At 65.7% G+C, this 16,345-nt stretch carries 17 protein-coding genes; 12 read left to right on the top strand and 5 right to left on the bottom strand.

Annotated elements, in window-relative coordinates:
* Positions 1-116: 116 nt before the first annotated feature.
* A complete protein-coding gene (locus RQP53_RS24740; protein WP_434064066.1) occupies positions 117-449 on the bottom strand; it encodes a hypothetical protein in 333 nt (110 codons plus the stop codon).
* Positions 450-1,346: 897 nt separating this feature from the next.
* On the opposite strand from RQP53_RS24740, the gene minC reads away from it, so the two are divergent.
* The 3 genes from minC to minE are packed head-to-tail and all read left to right on the top strand — an operon-like array spanning position 1,347 to position 3,349.
* Positions 1,347-2,210, top strand: a complete 864-nt coding sequence (gene minC / locus RQP53_RS08430) for a septum site-determining protein MinC (RefSeq protein WP_315649778.1) — start codon at positions 1,347-1,349, stop codon at positions 2,208-2,210.
* A gap of 49 nt (positions 2,211-2,259) precedes the next feature.
* Positions 2,260-3,075, top strand: coding sequence for a septum site-determining protein MinD (minD, locus tag RQP53_RS08425; protein ID WP_315649777.1), 816 nt, complete (start codon positions 2,260-2,262; stop codon positions 3,073-3,075).
* Positions 3,076-3,088: 13 nt separating this feature from the next.
* On the top strand, positions 3,089-3,349 hold the full coding sequence (gene minE / locus RQP53_RS08420) for a cell division topological specificity factor MinE (protein ID WP_315649776.1): 261 nt from the start codon (positions 3,089-3,091) through the stop codon (positions 3,347-3,349).
* Between the two features lie 83 nt (positions 3,350-3,432).
* Here minE and RQP53_RS08415 read toward each other — a convergent pair whose 3' ends face one another.
* Together RQP53_RS08415 and RQP53_RS08410 are read right to left on the bottom strand one after the other, a co-directional pair.
* Positions 3,433-4,023 carry a lysophospholipid acyltransferase family protein gene (locus RQP53_RS08415; protein ID WP_315649775.1) on the bottom strand — a complete coding sequence of 197 codons (591 nt, stop codon included), beginning with the start codon at positions 4,021-4,023 and terminating at the stop codon, positions 3,433-3,435.
* Positions 4,024-4,110: 87 nt separating this feature from the next.
* The gene (locus RQP53_RS08410) at positions 4,111-4,407 is read right to left on the bottom strand and encodes a 2Fe-2S iron-sulfur cluster-binding protein (RefSeq protein WP_315649774.1); all 297 of its coding nucleotides are present in this window, start codon (positions 4,405-4,407) and stop codon (positions 4,111-4,113) included.
* A gap of 107 nt (positions 4,408-4,514) precedes the next feature.
* Between RQP53_RS08410 and RQP53_RS08405 the strand changes: the two genes are divergently transcribed.
* The 9 genes from RQP53_RS08405 (at position 4,515) to RQP53_RS08365 (ending at position 13,909) form a co-directional block, all read left to right on the top strand.
* The gene (locus RQP53_RS08405; RefSeq protein WP_315649773.1) at positions 4,515-4,991 is read left to right on the top strand and encodes a chemotaxis protein CheX; all 477 of its coding nucleotides are present in this window, start codon (positions 4,515-4,517) and stop codon (positions 4,989-4,991) included.
* Between the two features lie 278 nt (positions 4,992-5,269).
* Positions 5,270-6,181 (top strand): response regulator, encoded by a 912-nt coding sequence (locus RQP53_RS08400; protein ID WP_315649772.1) that lies wholly within the window; start codon positions 5,270-5,272, stop codon positions 6,179-6,181.
* A gap of 12 nt (positions 6,182-6,193) precedes the next feature.
* Complete coding sequence (locus RQP53_RS08395; RefSeq protein ID WP_315649771.1) at positions 6,194-7,243, top strand: hypothetical protein; 1,050 nt, start codon at positions 6,194-6,196, stop codon at positions 7,241-7,243.
* 261 nt (positions 7,244-7,504) lie between these two features.
* Complete coding sequence (locus tag RQP53_RS08390) at positions 7,505-7,954, top strand: M48 metallopeptidase family protein (RefSeq protein WP_315649898.1); 450 nt, start codon at positions 7,505-7,507, stop codon at positions 7,952-7,954.
* 395 nt (positions 7,955-8,349) lie between these two features.
* Entirely contained in the window at positions 8,350-9,306 is a 957-nt protein-coding gene (locus tag RQP53_RS08385) for a tRNA dihydrouridine synthase (protein ID WP_315649770.1), read from the top strand.
* On the top strand, positions 9,296-9,676 hold the full coding sequence (locus RQP53_RS08380; RefSeq protein WP_315649769.1) for a translation initiation factor Sui1: 381 nt from the start codon (positions 9,296-9,298) through the stop codon (positions 9,674-9,676). Before RQP53_RS08385 ends, RQP53_RS08380 begins: the two co-directional genes overlap by 11 nt.
* Before the next feature lie 41 nt (positions 9,677-9,717).
* Positions 9,718-11,145 carry an ATP-dependent RNA helicase DbpA gene (dbpA, locus tag RQP53_RS08375; RefSeq protein ID WP_315649768.1) on the top strand — a complete coding sequence of 476 codons (1,428 nt, stop codon included), beginning with the start codon at positions 9,718-9,720 and terminating at the stop codon, positions 11,143-11,145.
* Positions 11,146-11,317: 172 nt separating this feature from the next.
* Positions 11,318-11,536 carry a hypothetical protein gene (locus RQP53_RS08370; protein WP_315649767.1) on the top strand — a complete coding sequence of 73 codons (219 nt, stop codon included), beginning with the start codon at positions 11,318-11,320 and terminating at the stop codon, positions 11,534-11,536.
* 165 nt (positions 11,537-11,701) lie between these two features.
* Positions 11,702-13,909, top strand: coding sequence for a S9 family peptidase (locus RQP53_RS08365; RefSeq protein ID WP_315649766.1), 2,208 nt, complete (start codon positions 11,702-11,704; stop codon positions 13,907-13,909).
* A 166-nt stretch (positions 13,910-14,075) separates the two neighbouring features.
* Here RQP53_RS08365 and RQP53_RS08360 read toward each other — a convergent pair whose 3' ends face one another.
* Both RQP53_RS08360 and RQP53_RS08355 read right to left on the bottom strand, forming a co-directional pair.
* Positions 14,076-15,869 carry a glutamine--tRNA ligase/YqeY domain fusion protein gene (locus RQP53_RS08360; protein WP_315649765.1) on the bottom strand — a complete coding sequence of 598 codons (1,794 nt, stop codon included), beginning with the start codon at positions 15,867-15,869 and terminating at the stop codon, positions 14,076-14,078.
* A 113-nt stretch (positions 15,870-15,982) separates the two neighbouring features.
* Positions 15,983-16,324 carry a 2TM domain-containing protein gene (locus tag RQP53_RS08355; RefSeq protein WP_315649764.1) on the bottom strand — a complete coding sequence of 114 codons (342 nt, stop codon included), beginning with the start codon at positions 16,322-16,324 and terminating at the stop codon, positions 15,983-15,985.
* Between the last annotated feature and the right edge of the window lie 21 nt (positions 16,325-16,345).

Raw genomic sequence — 16,345 nt, 5'->3', positions numbered from 1 at the left:
GCATGGCATGCATGGCGGAACGCCATGGGGAGCGCGATTTTAGGGCAAGGCTCCCGGCGCCGAGGCAGCTGTGAACTCGCGCTGCGTTTGGAACGGTGTCAGGCTGTTCGCTTGGCTTAGGTCGGGCGGTCAGCGCCGGCGGCCGGGTCGGCCGAAGCGTTGCTGGGGGGCTGGTCTTGTTCGGCCGGGGTGTCGTCTGGCGAATCCGGTTTGCCGCTGAGCTTGCGCATCCGCTTTTCTTCGGCCTTGCGCTTCTTTGCCAGTTCGCGTTGGCGTTTTTCGTAGCTGTAATTCGGTGTTGCCAAGGCCTTGCTCCTGATGGGGCGGCGGTTGCCGCAGATGCTTCGAATGTACCCGGGCTTGCTGTCGAGGCCCTTGGCGCGACTTAAAAAATGCACGCTAAGTGCTTGTGGATCAAGCCTGTGGGCGCTGTTCTCGGGTGTGGACAAGTCTGTGGGAAAGCACGGGGCTGCGGCGCTAAGTCCTTGATTTTTCGTCCCTCGCCAGTCGGCTGTACATGCACTGGTTGCGGCTATTTGTCATTTGAAATCAATGACTTGATGAAATCTTCTTGAGTGTGATGCTGGGCAGGGCTGATGCCCGCGTTCGCTCACGATTTGATGGGGACAAGTTGGGTTGTCAAGAGTTTTTTTGGCCTGTGTGTCAGGGTTGTGTCGTTTCGGTGCAGTCTGTGCGGCCGAGCCGATGCAGCGTTTGAGAGTGGCGCCGTTTTGTGTGCAGCATGCGCATCGACGATGGCCCGATCTCGCGGTCGATGGCGGCGACACTTGGCGCAGCAAGCTCATCAGAAGCTGAAGGAACAACGCTAAGTGCTTGATTCATTTGCGCCGCAAAAGCTATCCACCGATGTTGTGGATAACTTTGTGGAGAAGCTGTCGCCGCAGCAGCTAAACCCTTGATTCATCGCCGCTGGCCTTGGCCTGCCTCAATTTTTTGCAGTTTGATGACGGCTATATAAATCAACAACTTAGCGAGATCGCCGGGTGCTTTCGGGGAAACCTGTAGATGCAATGCAGCATGCTCGACACAGAAAAGCGCAGGGCGTGCTCGTGGGGATAAGTCAAGGGGCGGCAACGCATTGCGACATAAATTTTTTGTTGTCAGCGTTTTGGCCGCGTGGCGATCGTGCCCGGTTTCGTCCCCGCATTTTGTGGACAAGTCTGTGAGTGAGCTGCACAAAGCCGGGCTAAGTGCTTGATTGCAAAGGCCTGCCCTTGCGCTGCCCGCAATTGAGGCAGCGGCGGTGTGGAGGCCTGGGGGCAATGCCTAGAGAGCGCCTTCGACACAGGGCTAAAATCCGCCGCTTTGCAGCATAGAAACCATCCATGACCCAGGCAGGCGAGGGACGTCAGGACACACCGCGTGCAGCCGGCACGACGCGCACGGCAGAGCTGTTCGAGTTGAAGAGCACCTCGCTGGCAGCCCTGACGCTGGTGCTGCGCAGCAGCGATCTTGATCAACTGGCGGCGGCCTTGCAGGCCCGTTTGGGTGATACGCCCGATGTCTTCAACCACGAGCCCGTGGTCCTGGAACTCTCGCAACTGCCGGCGCCCGAGGCGAGTGCCGATGCCGCCGGCCAGCTGAGCTTGGCCGTGGCCGCGCCGCAGCTTGATTTCCCGGCGCTGCAGGCACTGTTGAAGCGGCATCGCCTGCAGGCGGTTGCCGTCAGCGGTGCAAGCCCTGAACAGCTTGCCGCGGCCGAGGCTGCTGGTCTGGCCGAGGCCGATCTGGATCAACGGGTCGAGGCGCGTGCCGTGGCGGCCGCCGCCACGCCAGCCGCCGAGGTGGTGCGGGAAGTGATCAAGGAGGTCATCGTCGAGCAGGTGCGCGAGGTGCGCGTGCCCGGCGAGCCGGCCAAGACCGTGATCGTCGACAAGCCGCTGCGCTCCGGCCAGCAGGTCTATGCCAAGGGCGCCGATTTGATCGTGATGGCCCTGGTCAACCATGGTGCCGAGGTGATTGCCGACGGCAATATTCACGTCTACGCACCGCTGCGCGGCAAGGCCATCGCCGGCGCGCGTGGCAATACCGAGGCGCGCATTTTTGCCGCCAGCATGGAAGCCGAACTGATTGCCATTGCCGGCATCTACCGCACCACCGAGAACCCGCTGCCCGACACCGTGCTGGGCAAGCCGGCGCAGATCCGGCTGGATGGCGAGAAGCTGGTGATGGAAGCACTGAAACTCTGAGCCGGCTGCTGTCAGGCCGACTCGTAACACTGAAAAAGGAACGCAATCGATGACCAAGATCGTCGTGGTGACCTCGGGCAAGGGCGGGGTGGGCAAGACCACCACCAGCGCCAGCTTTGCAACCGGACTCGCGATTCGCGGCTACAAGACCGCGGTGATCGACTTCGACGTCGGTTTGCGCAATCTCGACCTGATCATGGGCTGCGAGCGTCGCGTTGTTTACGACTTGATCAACGTCATCAACGACGAGATCAAGCTCAGCCAGGCGCTGATCAAGGACAAGCAGCTCGACAAGCTCTACATCCTGGCCGCCTCGCAGACCCGCGACAAGGACGCGCTGACCCAGGAAGGCGTCGAGCGCGTGCTGGAAGAGCTGAAGGCCATGGAGTTCGACTTCATCGTCTGCGACTCGCCGGCCGGCATCGAAACCGGCGCGCTGATGGCCATGCACTATGCCGACGAGGCCCTGGTGGTGACCAATCCGGAAGTCTCCTCGGTGCGCGACTCGGACCGCATTCTTGGCATGCTCAACAGCAAGACCAAGCGTGCGATCGAGGGCAAGGAGCCGATCAAGGAGCATCTGCTGATCACCCGCTACAACCCGAACCGGGTCGAGGGCGGCCAGATGCTGTCGCTGGAGGATATTCACGAGATCCTGCGCACGCCGCTGATCGGCGTGATCCCGGAGAGCGAGATCGTGCTGCAAGCGTCCAACCAGGGTCTGCCGGCCATTCATATGAAGGGCTCGGACGTGTCCGAGGCCTATGCCGATGTGGTGGCCCGCTTCCTCGGCGAGGACAAGCCGATGCGCTTCATCGAGGCGGTCAAGCCCGGCTTCTTCAAACGCCTGTTCGGCGGTAAGTGAGGGGGCGGCTGCTATGGGATTTCTGTCCTTTTTCCTCGGTGAGAAGAAGAGCACGGCCAGTGTCGCCAAGGAGCGTCTGCAACTGATCCTGGCCCATGAGCGCAGCGGTCGCAGCGCCAGCCCGGACTATCTGCCCCAGCTGCAGCGCGAGCTGGTGGCGGTGATCTCCAAATACGTCTCCATCAACCCGGAAGACATCAAGGTGCATATGGAGCGCCAGGACAATCTGGAGGTGCTGGAAGTGAAGATCGAGCTGCCGGAGGCGGCACGCTGACGCGCGTTCCGCCCTGATTGCAAAAGCCCGCCAGCCGTTACCGGCCGCGGGCTTTTTCTTTGCGCCGGTGCGTCGGTTCAGGCTCAGGCGGTGTCGAACTGCTGGGCGTTCTTGCCCTTGAACTGGGCATAGAACTGCTTGATCTTGACCATATCGGCCTCGATGTCGCCGCTGGGCTGGAACACCGGCCCGAGGCCGGCCAGCTTGCGTTCGTAGTCCATATAGGCCATCACGATGGGCAGCTGGGCCGTGTGGGCGATCCAGTAGAAACCGGTCTTCCAATAGCGCGTCTTGCTGCGTGTGCCTTCGGGCGGCACGATCAACTGCCAGTCGCTGTCAGCCGTGGTCAGGGCCTCGGCCGAGGCGGCAACCAGATTGTTGGCCTGCGATCGATTGACGGCGATGCCGCCCAGCCAGCGCATCAGTGCACCAAAGGGGAAGCGGAAGATCTGCTGCTTGCCCATCCAGTGCGGATTCAGGCGCAGCGCGAACGACACCATCAGTGTGTAAGGCAGGTCCCAGTTGCTGGTGTGCGGCGCGGCAATCAACACGCAGCGGCGCTGGGCATCGGGCAAGGAGCCCTCGACCTTCCAGCCGCTCAGGCGCAGGAAGGTGAGCGAAACGCCGCGCAGCAGGGTGTTGACGAGGGGGGTGGTGAAGATGGTGCGATGCATGGAGGCCTTGTCGCCGGGCGGCGAGACCGCCAGCGTGGCGCAGTCGGGACTGCAAAGTGCTCGATTGTCGCTGCTGGCGGCCGGTTTTCACTCGTAGCGCAAGTTCAGATCGCTGCGCGCCTCGGCCACGCAGGGCAGGATCCAACCCGCCGCCTTTTCCTCGGCGCTGAGCCCAGGCCAGTCAATCCGGTAGGCAATCTGACCCAGCTCTAACCGGCAGAGACAGGCGCGGCAACTGCCGTTGCGGCAAGACCGGCGCGGCGCCAGGCCCGCGGCCAGGGCGGCTTCAAGCACGCTTTGCTCTGGCGCCGCGGTGAACGCGAGCCGCTGGCCCTCGGCATCGAGCAGCTGGATATGGAAGGGGCGACCAAGCATGCTTGCCATCATGCCAAAGCCTTGCCAGGGCGCCTGCGGCGCAAAGATGACCGTGCCATTGCCTGCATTTGTGCGCTTGACGTTCGCGCGCTCGGGATCAAACTCAAGCACTACTCATGGAAGCATCGCAGTCGCACGACATCGAGAACAAACTCTCTCGTGCCTGGACCGCGTTGGCTGGCTGGCCCTGCGATTTCGAGCCCAGCCAGACGGCGCCTCAGCCCAGGCGCGACGATGCCTGCTTCCTGCTGCCGATTTGCATGGGCGAGGCCTTGCCGCCTGCCGGCGTGCTGGTCTTGCTGGGGCCCGAAGACGCCCACGAGCTGGCCGCGGCGATGTTTGGCCAGGCGCCCGAGGCACTCAGCGCCGCTGACGTTCGTGACGCCTGCGCCGAGCTGTGCAATATCTTTAGCGGCTGCGTGATCGCAGCGCTGGACCACAGCGGCCATGCCGAACTGGGCCTGCCCGAATTGCTGGACGCTGCGCGCAGTGAAGCGCTGTGCCTGCGCGCGAGTTTCCCGGTCTTCCGTGCCAAATCCGAGCAGCAGCACCGCATTGCCGTGCTGCTGATTGACCCCTTGCATCCCTGCTAGGGCCTGCTAACACGATGTCTGCCTGATGCGTTGCCACACAAATTGCCGTGAACGAGGCGCCAAACGAAACCGGGGTCACTCCCCCGGTGCGGCTTTGCAAGGACGTGCACGGCCATTTGTGTGGCAACCCTGCGGGAGAGGGGCTCAATGGGCCCCACTCTGTGTTGAACTTCTCGCCCAGGCAAGCCAGCCTGGGCGTCGTCGTCCGCCTGGATTGGGGCCCTTTGAGCCCCTCTCGCACAGGCAGACACCGTATTAACAGGCCCTAGAGCGACGCCATGCCAGACAACAGCCCCGCACATTTGCGCGTTCTGATCGTCGACGACAGTCGGGCGATACAGGCGATCATCCACCGCGTCCTGGAGATGGCGCAGCTTGGCCCCATGCTGATCGAGACAGCCGGCAACGGGGAACAGGCGCTGCGCCTGGTCTCCAGCTTCAAGCCGGACCTGATCATCTCCGACTGGCATATGCCGGTGGTCAGCGGCATCGAGATGCTGCAGGCGCTGCGCCAGCTGGGGCTGAACGACGTCAAGGTGGGCTTCGTCACCACGGAAACCGCAGAACGGCACCTGAACGAGGCGCGCAGCAACGGCGCGGTCTTCGTCATCAACAAGCCCTTCAACGACGAAGATCTGCTGCGCGAGGTGCAGCGTGCGCTCACCGATCGCATCACCGCCATCCAGATGGCCGCGTTGGAACCGCCGGCCGCCCTGGAGTCGCGTGATGCGCTGGCTGCCCTGATCAAGACCACGCTGGGCCAGATTCCCTTTCGCTTGATCGCGGCCAATGAGCAGACCATGGCCGATCTGAAGCTGCCGCACAGCATCGCCATTTACGGCGCCGACGGCCAGAAGACGCCCCATGCGCTGGGCATTTTGGACGTCAACGCCTGCTGCATCCTCGGTGGTGGCAACGCCCAGCTGCAGCCGCCGCCGGTGCGCATGGCCATGCAGATGGGCAAGCCGACGCCAGAGATGATCCAGAACTCGGACCGCTTCATGCGCGCCGCCGCCGCCCTGTTGCTGCGCACCGCGGGCGCGCCCGAGATCAAGCTCAAGCTGTCGAACCTGGTCGGCCATCCCTTCGACAAGCTGGAGGCGCTGATGCACAAGAATTCCGGCCGCAGCGACTATCGCCTGTCGGTCCCTGGCTACGGCGAGGGCCGCATGGCCTTCTTCCGGATCTGAGCGCCCAACACCATGGCCCTGGATCTCACGCTCGAAAGCCTGGCAGCGGTCTCGCTGTTTGTGGTCAATGCGGCCGTTGTGATCGTCGCCGTGGGCACCTACTGGCGCATGACGCGCTACGAGCAGAGCAATCACATCTACATCGTCAACGCGCTGCGTGAGGTGCGCGACTCCGGGCGGGAGATGAAGATTGCCGCCCACGAGCTGATGCGAGTCGCCGAGCGTGGTGGCATCAGCCGGCATGCCGGCCCGGTTGATGTCGACCTCAAGGGCCTGGAAGAGCTGCCTGACTTGATACGCAAGCTGCTCGACAGCTACGGCATCGATGCCGATGACGACGACCCGGATGCCGATGAGGAGTCGCGCCCGGAATGGCCGGAGACGCCGGCTGGCATGAGCCCGGAGCTGCTGGAACAGCTCAAGCGCAGCCACCGCAACGAGGTTGATCGTTTGCTGGCACAGCGCCGTCGTATGCAGATGGAGCTGGGGCGTACACGCGAACGGCTGGACGAGAACACGCGGCTGCTCAACACCTTCCGCGCCCGCACCGGCCAGAACATGAACAGCCAGGCAGACCTGCAGGCGGCCAAGCAGCGGCTGGAAAACGCCAATGCGCAGTTGCAGCAGTTGCGCGACAAGCTGGAGCTGAGCGAATCGCGTGCGGCCACCGCCGAGCGCGCCGCAGCGCGCCTGCAGCGCGATCTGGAAGAGCTGGCCATCGCACCGCACGGCGGCGGGGCGATGGAGCGCAGCGAAGAGGGCGCCTCACGCGCCGAGCTCAAACAGCTGAAGACCGAGAACGCTGACCTGCGCGATCGCCTCGCCAATGCCGATCGCCAGCTGGAAAAGCTGCGTGCCGATCTCGAAGTGCTGTCGGCCGATCCACCCGAAAGCCATGGCCCGACGGAGACCGCCTCCGAGGAGCTGCAGCGCGAGCTGGAACAGCTGAAGTCACGCTACGAAGACCTGCAGGACACGCTCAAGCGCAGCCTGGTCGAGAAGGACTTCATCGAGGATCGCTTCCTCGCCGAAACCCAGAAGAACAAGGCCGTGGCGGCCTGATTGCCGCCGGCCCATCGGCCGCCGGGCAGGGCTGTTCCGACCGAAAGCGCTATGCTTCAGGGCTTTGCGCGCAGGCCGTAGCGGCTGCAGCGCACCGCTCCAAGCCTCCCCTTCGCCGCAGCTCCCGCCATGTTCCATTACCGCCACTTCAGCGCGTTCAGCGCCATTTCTGCCGCTCGCGTGCGCGCTTGAACCGGGAGCCACAGGGTGTTGAAGTACCTGGCCGGCTACCCGGCAAGCCTGCAGCTGCAAGTTCAGCAGATGATTGATGCCGGCCGCTTGGCGGGCTATCTGGCCGAGCGCTACAGCGAGCCGCACCAGATCAGCAGCGACCGCGCGCTATTCGACTACACCCAGGCCTTGAAGCAACGCCATCTGCGCAACGCGCCGCCGCTGGACAAGGTCTGCTACGACGCCAAGCTGCGCATCATTCAGCACGCCTTGGGCACGCACACGCGGGCCACTCAGGTGCAAGGCAGCCGCCTGAAGGCCCGCCGCGAAATCCGCGTCGCCACCTTGTTTCGCGACGCGCCGGCCGAATTCCTGAAGATGATCGTCGTCCATGAGCTGGCCCACCTGAAGGAGTTGGACCACAACAAGGCCTTCTACGCCCTGTGCAAGCACATGGAACCGGCCTACGGCCAGCTCGAATTCGACCTGCGCCTCTACCTGACCCAGCTCGATCTGGACGGCAAGGAGGCGAAGGCATGAACGCTCCCCCGCCAGTCGACCAACGAGGCGCCGGCGCCTCGGGGCCGAGCGCCGGGCCGCCCCAAGCCGGCCCGTCGTGGCCTTCGCAGGAGGCCGTCCCCTCGGGGGACCGGCCAGCGTACCTGCTGGCCGAGGGGCCTGCGTTCGGGCCGAGCGCCGGGCCGCTCCCAAGCCGGCCCGCCGTGGCCTCCGCAGGAGGCCGTCCCCTCGGGGGACCGTCCAGCGTACCCGCTGAAGGTGGGGCGTGCGTTTGGGCCGAGCGACGGGCCGCCCCAAGCCGGCCCGTCGTGGCCTCCTCAGGAGGCCGTCCCCTCGGGGGACCGGCCAGCGTACCCGCTGGCCGAGGGGCTCACAACCACGCTGGACGAGGGGCACACACCCTGCTTCTCGCCCCCATGGAAGGCCTGCTCGACCATATGCTGCGCGATGTGCTGACCCGCGTGGGCGGCATCGACCGCTGCGTGTCCGAGTTCATCCGCATCACCGACATGCTGATGCCCAACCGCGTCTTCACCCGCATCGTGCCCGAGCTGCTGCAGGGCGGGCGCACCGCGGCGGGCGTGCCGGTGCGGGCGCAGCTGCTGGGTTCGGACCCCGTCTGCATGGCCGAGAACGCGGCCAAGCTGGCGGCGCTGGGGCCCGCCGGCATTGATCTGAACTTCGGCTGCCCGGCCAAATGCGTCAACCGCCATCGTGGCGGCGCGGTGCTGCTCGACGAGCCGGAGCTGATTCACGACATCGTCTCGGCGGTGCGCCGCGCGATACCGGCCGAGATGCCGCTGTCGGTGAAGATGCGGCTGGGCTATATGGACAGCTCCCGCACGCTGGAATGTGCTGCGGCCATGGTTGCCGGCGGCGCCGAGGAGCTGGTCGTTCATGCCCGCACCAAGGCCGATGGCTACAAGCCGCCGGCCTACTGGGATCGCATCGCTGCGGTGCGTGAGGCAGTGCCGGTGACGGTGGTCGCCAATGGCGAGATCTGGACCCCGGCTGACGCCGAGAATGCGCGGCTGCAAAGCGGCTGCAACGCGCTGATGCTGGGCCGCGGCATGGTGGCCAATCCCGGGCTGGCGCTGGCCTTGCGCGCGCCCGAGGCGCCGCCGCTGGCTTGGGGGCAGCTGCTGCCCTTGATGCGCGGCTTCTTCGATCAGGTGCGCCGCAAGGTCGCCCACCGGCATCAGGCCGGTCGTCTCAAGCAGTGGCTGCACTATCTGCGCCGCCACTACGCCGAGGCCGAAGAAGCCTATCTGCGCCTGCGTACCGTCAATTCGCCGGAGGAGCTGGACCTGCTGCTGTTCGGCCCACGCGCGGCACCCGCACCAGTCCTGGAGATTGAACACCATGAAATCTAGCAAGTCGCTGGCGGGCCTGGCCAGCCTCTCCGGTCTGGTCTATTCCACCGAGGCCGGCCGCATGTGCCCGGCCTGCCGCCAGGCGCTGACGGCCTGTGTGTGCGGCAAGCCCAGCCTGCCCAAGGGTGATGGCATCGTTCGTGTCTCGCGCGAGACCAAGGGGCGGGCCGGCAAGGGCGTCACCCTGGTCAAGGGCGTGCCGCTGGATGAGGCCGAGCTGATGGCGCTGGGCAAGACGCTGAAAACGGCCTGCGGCTCCGGCGGCACGGTCAAGGACGGCATGATCGAGATCCAGGGCGATCATCGCGAGCGCGTCATCGAGCTGCTGAAGAAGCAGGGCCGCTGGACCGTCAAGCAGGCCGGCGGCTGAACCAGGATTCGGGTTTTTACGGGGTCGGGGATAATCGGTCGATGAATTCCCCCACTGCCGACCGCACGACCTCCTTCACCAGCCTGCCGCTGAGCGCCGCCATGCAGGCCAATCTGGCCCAGCTCGGCTACCACGACATGACGCCCATCCAGGCCGCCAGTCTGCCCTTGGCGCTGCAAGGCCATGATCTGATTGCGCAGGCCCAGACCGGCAGCGGCAAGACGGCCGCCTTCGGCCTGGCGCTGCTGCAGCGGCTCGACGCGGGGCGTTTCGATGTGCAGGCCCTGGTGCTGTGCCCGACCCGTGAGCTGGCCGATCAGGTCTGCCAGGAACTGCGCCGGCTGGCCCGCGCGGCCGACAACATCAAGATCCTCTCGCTGTGCGGCGGCTCGCCGTTCAAGCCGCAGGCCGAGAGCCTACAGTTCGGTGCACATATCGTCGTCGGCACGCCGGGGCGCTTGATGGACCACGTCGAGCGCGGCACGCTGGCCCTGGGCGCCATTCAAACCCTGGTGCTCGACGAGGCTGATCGCATGCTGGACATGGGTTTCATCGACGATATCGCCAAGCTGATCCGCCAGCTGCCCAAGCAGCGCCAGACGCTGTTGTTCTCGGCCACCTATCCGGACGGCATCGCCGCGCTGGCGCAGAAGTTCCTGCGCGAGCCCAAGGAAGTGCGCTTGAGCAGTGCGAATCAGCCGGCCGCGGCGGCGCCGCAGATCCGCCAATGGGCGATCGAAGTGGCCGAGAGTGAACGGCTGCACGCAGTGTCGACGCTCTTGCGCCACTACCGGCCGGCCAGCACCATCGCCTTTTGCAACACCAAGCAGCAATGCCGCGATCTGGTCGATGTGCTGGCGGCGCAGGGCTTTGTCGCCATGGCCTTGCACGGCGATCTGGAGCAGCGCGAACGCGACCAGGTGCTGATCCAGTTTGCCAACCGCAGCTGCTCGGTGCTGGTCGCCACCGATGTGGCCGCGCGGGGCCTGGATATCGCGCAGCTGGAGTGCGTGATCAATGTCGACATGACGCCCGATGCCGAGGTCCATGTGCACCGCGTCGGCCGCACCGGCCGCGCTGGCGCCGAAGGCCTGGCGCTGAGCCTGGTCAGCATGGACGAGATGGGGCGCCTCGGCCGTGTCGAGCAGATGCAGGGCCGTGAATTTCAATGGTTGAAGCTCGGTGAGCTGCAGGCGGCTGACGATGCGCCGCTGCTGCCGGCGATGGACACCTTGCAGATCCTCGGCGGCCGCAAGGACAAGATCCGCCCCGGCGACGTGCTGGGGGCGCTGACCGGCGAGGCTGGTTTCGCTGGCACGCAGATCGGCAAGATCAACGTCACCGACTTCCATACCTATGTCGCGGTCGAGCGCAGCATCGCCCACGAGGCCGTGCGCCGGCTCAGCCTGGGCAAGCTCAAGGGGCGCAAGGTCAAGGTGCGGCGCATGGTTGATCTCGCCGCTGATTGAGGTGCCGCACGGTGGTGCTCGCCGTGAATAATTCCTGTCAGCCTGATTCCTAGTCCACCTCGGCTGCAGGACTGACGTTAAGTCGAGACCTATTCACATGGTTACCCCCGCATTTGAGGCCTAGTCTTGAGGCATGGGGACGTGAATGATGGGGTCGTCGTTGGAGCACACCATGGAAAAGATTGAACAGGGCGCGCCGAGCGCCACCGAAGTCGCGTTCGAGTTGCGTTTTCAGTCGCTGTTTCATGCCGGCAAGGCCTTGGCCTTTCCCTGCGATGCGCGCGGCGATGTACGGCTGGATGCGCTGAGTGAGCGGGCCTTGGAGAACTATCTGTTCGCTCGTGCCGTCGTCGGCCACGAGTACGCCACGCCGGTGGTGCAGGCGCGTTGAGCGCATAGCGCACGCCAACGCCGTTTCTCCCGTGCAATTGCCGATGGGCGGCGCGCCGCATGCTCGCTAGCATGCGGCATGCATATCAAGTCCAATCCGGCTTTTTCTCAGCGCGCATGCCGACAAGGTGCGTTGCTACTCACGCTCTGCCTCGCTGCTGCTGGCATGGCCCATGCGGCTCAAGACCAGGCCCTTGCGAGCGCTCTGACACTCGAACGCATCCAGGCCGACCCACCGCTGGCCGGCCGCCAGCCGCGTGCGGCCCAGCTTTCGCCCGCGGGCCGTTGGCTCAGCTATTTGCAGCCCTCGCAGGCTGATAGCGAGTTGCTCGAACTCTGGGCACGGCCGCTGCCCGCGGGTGAGCCACGCCGCCTGGCGGCCGTCAGCGATCTGATCGGTGATCAGCCGGTGCGTCTGAGCGAGGCCGAGAAGATGGCGCTGGAGCGTCGCCGTGTGCGCGGCAGCGGCATTACCAGCTACCTATGGTGTGGTGACAGCGACCAGCGGCTGATCGTCCCCTTGTCGGGCGCACTCTACCTGATCGATGTTCAGGGCGACAAGCCGCAGGCGCGACGTCTGGTGGAGGCTGGCAAGGCTCCGGCCCGCGAGCCGCAATGCGACACCGCCGGTCGCCAGCTGGCCTATGTGCGCGGCGGCAATCTGTTCGTTCAGCCACTGGCCGGCGGCAAACCACGCCAGCTCAGCCAGGGTGGCAGCGATACCCACAGCACCGGCCTGGCCGAGTTCATCGCCGAAGAGGAACTGGGCCGGCACAAGGGCTTCTGGTGGTCACCCGATGGGCAGCGCCTGCTGGCTTTGGAGGTTGACGAAGGCCCGGTGCCAGTGAAGACGCGGGCGCAGATCTTTGCCGATCGCACCGAGATGACGCAGCAGCGCTACCCGGCCGCGGGCCAGGCCAATGCCATCGTCAAGGCCTGGGTCTACGAGGCTTCTGGCCGCGGCCGGCTGGCCCTGCCGCAGCCCAAAGACGCCGAATACGTTGCCCGCGCCGGCTGGTTCGCCGACGGCAAGCCCTGGCTGCAGACGCTGACCCGCGATCAGCGCCGGCTCGATCTGCTCGAGTTCGACGCTCGCAGCGGCAAGCCGCGCACCCTGCTCAGCGAGCAGGACGAGGCCTGGGTCGAGGTGCACGACGACCTGCGCGAGCTGCCGGCCAAGCTGCTGTCGGGCCAGCCGGCGCTGCTGTGGTCCAGCGAGCGCAGCGGGCGGCGGCAGTACTGGCTGCTCGATCGCGTCAGCGGCGCGCTGCAGCCGCTGACGCAGCAGGCCGAGGCGGTCGCGCATCTGGTTTGTGCCGCCGGCGATCGCATCGTCTTTGCCGGCGCCACCGAGCGCGGCCGCGGCCGCGAGCTGTTCGAAACCACGCTGGCCGGCCAGACCCGCATGCTGCAGCCAGGCGAGCCGCGGCGCTGGCGCGACGCCAGTGGTGACAAGGCTTGCCAGCAGATGCTGGTGACGCAGTCGCAATGGGGGCAGCCGGCGGTGACCGAGTTGCGAGCCATCGATGGCGGGCGTGCGCCGCTGCGGCTGGACACCGACCGGCCTGACCCGCTACTGGCGCAGATCGCGCCGGCCGTGCAGGCGCTGGACCTGCTTGCCGCCGATGGCAAGACCATGCTCAATGCCTTCTACCTGCCGCCGCTGAAAGCCAGTAGCGCCGCCAACGGCAAGCATGCGGTGATCGTGCGGGCCTACGGCGGCCCGGGCACGGCCACGGTGGCCTGGCGCTGGGATGGCGACACGCCGCTGCTGGCCTACTGGCAGCGCCAGGGCTTTGGCGTGTTATTGGTCGACACGCGCGGCATGGCCCAGCGTGACCGCAGCTTCACCCGCGCTCACTACCGCGCCTTCGGCCAGGTCGAGGTCGCCGATCTGTTCGCTGCGGTGCGTCAGCTGCCGACGCTGGTGCCCGGCGTTGATGCAGCGCGGATTGGCTTCACCGGCTGGAGCTATGGCGGCTTCCTGGCTGCACGCAGCATGCTGGACGCCGACACGCCGTTTGCCGCGGCCATCGGCATCGCGCCGCCGACCGATTGGACGCTGTACGACACCGCCTACACCGAGCGCTATCTGGGCCTGCCGGATGGCGGCAAGGCGGCTGCCTATCAGCAGGGCAGCCTGCTGCCGCGCGCCAAGCTGCTCGCCAAACCGCTGATGCTGGTGCATGGCACGGCCGACGACAACGTGCTGTTCGAAAACTCGCTGCGCCTGATCACCGCCTTGCAGAACGAAGGCAAGCTGTTCGAAACCGTGATCTACCCCGGCAAGGCCCACGGCATCGCCGGCCGCGCCTCGCGCCTGCACCTGTCCCGCACCGAGACCGACTTCTTCATCAGGCACCTGAAGCCATAAGAGCTGAGTCATTGCGCGGTGGGTGCCGACGCCGGCAGGCGCGACAGAAAAACGCCCAAGGCCGATGGCCTACGGGCAGCTCCAGCGAAGCCCGAGGATCCGGCTTTGCCGGTCCTTCGGGCTTGCCCCCTCAGAGGGGGCGCGCGTAGCGCGTAGGGGGTGGGTCTTACTTCCCCCAGTTGTCTCGCAAGCCCGTGATCTTGTTGAAGACGGGCTTGTCGGCGCGGTGGTCAATGCGGTCGGCCACAAAGTAGCCGTGACGCTCGAACTGCACCTTGAGGTCGGCAGCCGCAGCGGCCAAGGAAGGCTCCAGATAGCCGGTGACGACCTTCTTGCTGGCCGGGTTCAGCACTTCCAGGAAATCACGGCCGCCGGCGTCGGGCTGGGCCTCGGTGAACAGGCGGTCATAGAGGCGCAGTTCGGCGGCAATGCCTTCGTGCACACCCACCCAGGTGATCACGCCCTTGACCTTGACCGCATCCGCGCCCGGCGTGCCGCTCTTGGTGTCCGGCACGATGGTGGCGAGCACCGCGGCGATCTCGCCGGCCTCGTTCTTCTCGCAGCCGCTGCACTCGATCACATAGCCGGCCTTCAGCCGCGCCTTGTTGCCCGGGTAGAGGCGGTGATAGCCCTTGACCGGCGCTTCCATGAAGTCCTCGTGCTCAATCCACAGCTCGGGGCCGAGACTGAACTGCCGTGTGCCCAGCTCGGGCAGGTGCGGGTGGGCCGGGGCGCTGCAGGGCTCGCGATGCTCCAGGCTGCCAAAGATGTCGGCATAGTTCGTCAGCTTCAGCTTGACCGGGTCCAGCACGGCCATCGCGCGGGCGGCCTTGCCTTCGAGGTCGGCACGCAGGCAGCCGTCCAGCACGCCATAGTCCAGCCAGGCATTGGTCTTGGTCACGCCGGTCGATTCGACCATGGCGCGCACCGCCTCGGGTGTGTAGCCGCGGCGGCGCATGCCCACCAGGGTTGGCATGCGCGGGTCATCCCAGCCGTCGACATGACCTTCGTCGACCAGCTGGCGCAGCTTGCGCTTGGAGGTGACGACATAGCTCAAGTTCAGGCGGCCGAACTCGTACTGGTGCGGCAGCGGGCGGGCCAGCAGGCCGCCGTCGGCGAGGTGGTTCAGCAGCCAGTCGTAGAAGGGGCGCTGGTCTTCGAACTCCAGCGTGCAGATCGAGTGGGTGATGCGCTCCAGCGCGTCCTCGATCGGATGGGCGAAGGTGTACATCGGGTAGATGCACCATTTGTCGCCGGTGTTGTGGTGATGGGCGCGGCGGATCCGGTACAGCGCCGGGTCGCGCATATTGATGTTGGGGCTGGCCATATCGATCTTGGCGCGCAGCACCATGGCACCGTCGGGATGCGTGCCGTCGCGCATCTCGCGCAGGCGCGCCAGGTTGGCCTCGGGCGAGCGATCGCGGAAGGGGCTGTCGGTGCCGGGCGTCGAGAAGTCGCCACGGTTGGCGCGCATCTCGTCCGGCGTCTGCTCATCGACATAGGCCAGGCCGGCCGTCACCAGGTACTCGGCGGCGCGGTACATGAAGTCGAAATAGTTGCTGGCCGAGAACAGGTGCGAGGTGCCACCGGCCTCCCAGCTCCAGCCCAGCCACGTCACCATTTCCTTGATGGCGTCGACGTACTCCTGCTCTTCCTTCTCCGGATTGGTGTCGTCGAAGCGCAGATGACAGATGCCGCCGTAGTCGCGCGCCAGGCCGAAGTTCAGGCAGATGCTCTTGGCATGGCCGATGTGCAGATAGCCATTTGGCTCGGGCGGGAAGCGGGTGCGGATCTTGGCCGGGTCCAGCGGGCCAGCGGCGTGGTGGGCGGCATCGCCCGGGGTCCCTGCGAAATGACGCGCGGGTTGGCCCTCTTGCTGCTCCAGATCGCGCTCGATGATGGTGCGCAGGAAGTTATTGGGCTTCAGGGCTTCGTCTTTGACTTCGGTCGGGTGGGACATCGAGGGCAGCGGGCCAGGGCAGGCCGGGGCTTTTTGTTGGAGGAATGGCCGCGATTTTATCGGTGCCCGGCCCCCTTGCCGCCGCTACCCGGCCTTTCTTCTTTAGTGACGCTTCACGAGCGTGGCGCCAGGCGGCGCATTTCCCGCGCAATCAGTTGCTCATACCAAGGCGCCATGAAGAAGCTCGGCACGACCAGCAGGCCATGGGCCAAGAGGCACAGCGTCCAGAAGCGCAACGTGAAATCGGGGAAGGGCGACCATGCCGCCAGCTCGGCCAGCTCGGGCATGGCCTGCAGCGCGGTATTGACGATCAGATAGACCGCGGCGTGGATGATCAGGGCGACGAGCTGATCGACGCGTGCCTTGGCACGGCGCTGAAGCTCGGCGGTGCTGGCAGAGGCGGCGGTGTCAGGGCCGCTGATCGAGGCTGCGTTGAGCTGGGCTTGCTGTTCCATGGCGTTCTCCGGTTGCGATGG

This window comes from Roseateles aquae (genome assembly GCF_032337115.1).
GTDB lineage: Bacteria > Pseudomonadota > Gammaproteobacteria > Burkholderiales > Burkholderiaceae_C > Roseateles_C > Roseateles_C aquae.
The sequence above is the reverse complement of the archived record's forward strand: the minus strand, read 5'-3'. Positions and strand labels throughout refer to the sequence as shown.

Excerpts from the sequence above, each read along its gene's own strand:
- minC (WP_315649778.1), top strand. The coding sequence starts at position 1,347 with ATGACCCAGGCAGGCGAGGGACGTCAGGACACACCGCGTGCAGCCGGC.
- minD (WP_315649777.1), top strand. The coding sequence starts at position 2,260 with ATGACCAAGATCGTCGTGGTGACCTCGGGCAAGGGCGGGGTGGGCAAG.
- minE (WP_315649776.1), top strand. The coding sequence starts at position 3,089 with ATGGGATTTCTGTCCTTTTTCCTCGGTGAGAAGAAGAGCACGGCCAGT.
- RQP53_RS08415 (WP_315649775.1), bottom strand. The coding sequence starts at position 4,023 with ATGCATCGCACCATCTTCACCACCCCCCTCGTCAACACCCTGCTGCGC.
- RQP53_RS08410 (WP_315649774.1), bottom strand. The coding sequence starts at position 4,407 with ATGGCAAGCATGCTTGGTCGCCCCTTCCATATCCAGCTGCTCGATGCC.
- RQP53_RS08405 (WP_315649773.1), top strand. The coding sequence starts at position 4,515 with ATGGAAGCATCGCAGTCGCACGACATCGAGAACAAACTCTCTCGTGCC.
- RQP53_RS08400 (WP_315649772.1), top strand. The coding sequence starts at position 5,270 with ATGCCAGACAACAGCCCCGCACATTTGCGCGTTCTGATCGTCGACGAC.
- RQP53_RS08395 (WP_315649771.1), top strand. The coding sequence starts at position 6,194 with ATGGCCCTGGATCTCACGCTCGAAAGCCTGGCAGCGGTCTCGCTGTTT.
- RQP53_RS08390 (WP_315649898.1), top strand. The coding sequence starts at position 7,505 with ATGATTGATGCCGGCCGCTTGGCGGGCTATCTGGCCGAGCGCTACAGC.
- RQP53_RS08385 (WP_315649770.1), top strand. The coding sequence starts at position 8,350 with ATGGAAGGCCTGCTCGACCATATGCTGCGCGATGTGCTGACCCGCGTG.
- RQP53_RS08380 (WP_315649769.1), top strand. The coding sequence starts at position 9,296 with ATGAAATCTAGCAAGTCGCTGGCGGGCCTGGCCAGCCTCTCCGGTCTG.
- dbpA (WP_315649768.1), top strand. The coding sequence starts at position 9,718 with ATGAATTCCCCCACTGCCGACCGCACGACCTCCTTCACCAGCCTGCCG.
- RQP53_RS08370 (WP_315649767.1), top strand. The coding sequence starts at position 11,318 with ATGGAAAAGATTGAACAGGGCGCGCCGAGCGCCACCGAAGTCGCGTTC.
- RQP53_RS08365 (WP_315649766.1), top strand. The coding sequence starts at position 11,702 with ATGGCCCATGCGGCTCAAGACCAGGCCCTTGCGAGCGCTCTGACACTC.
- RQP53_RS08360 (WP_315649765.1), bottom strand. The coding sequence starts at position 15,869 with ATGTCCCACCCGACCGAAGTCAAAGACGAAGCCCTGAAGCCCAATAAC.
- RQP53_RS08355 (WP_315649764.1), bottom strand. The coding sequence starts at position 16,324 with ATGGAACAGCAAGCCCAGCTCAACGCAGCCTCGATCAGCGGCCCTGAC.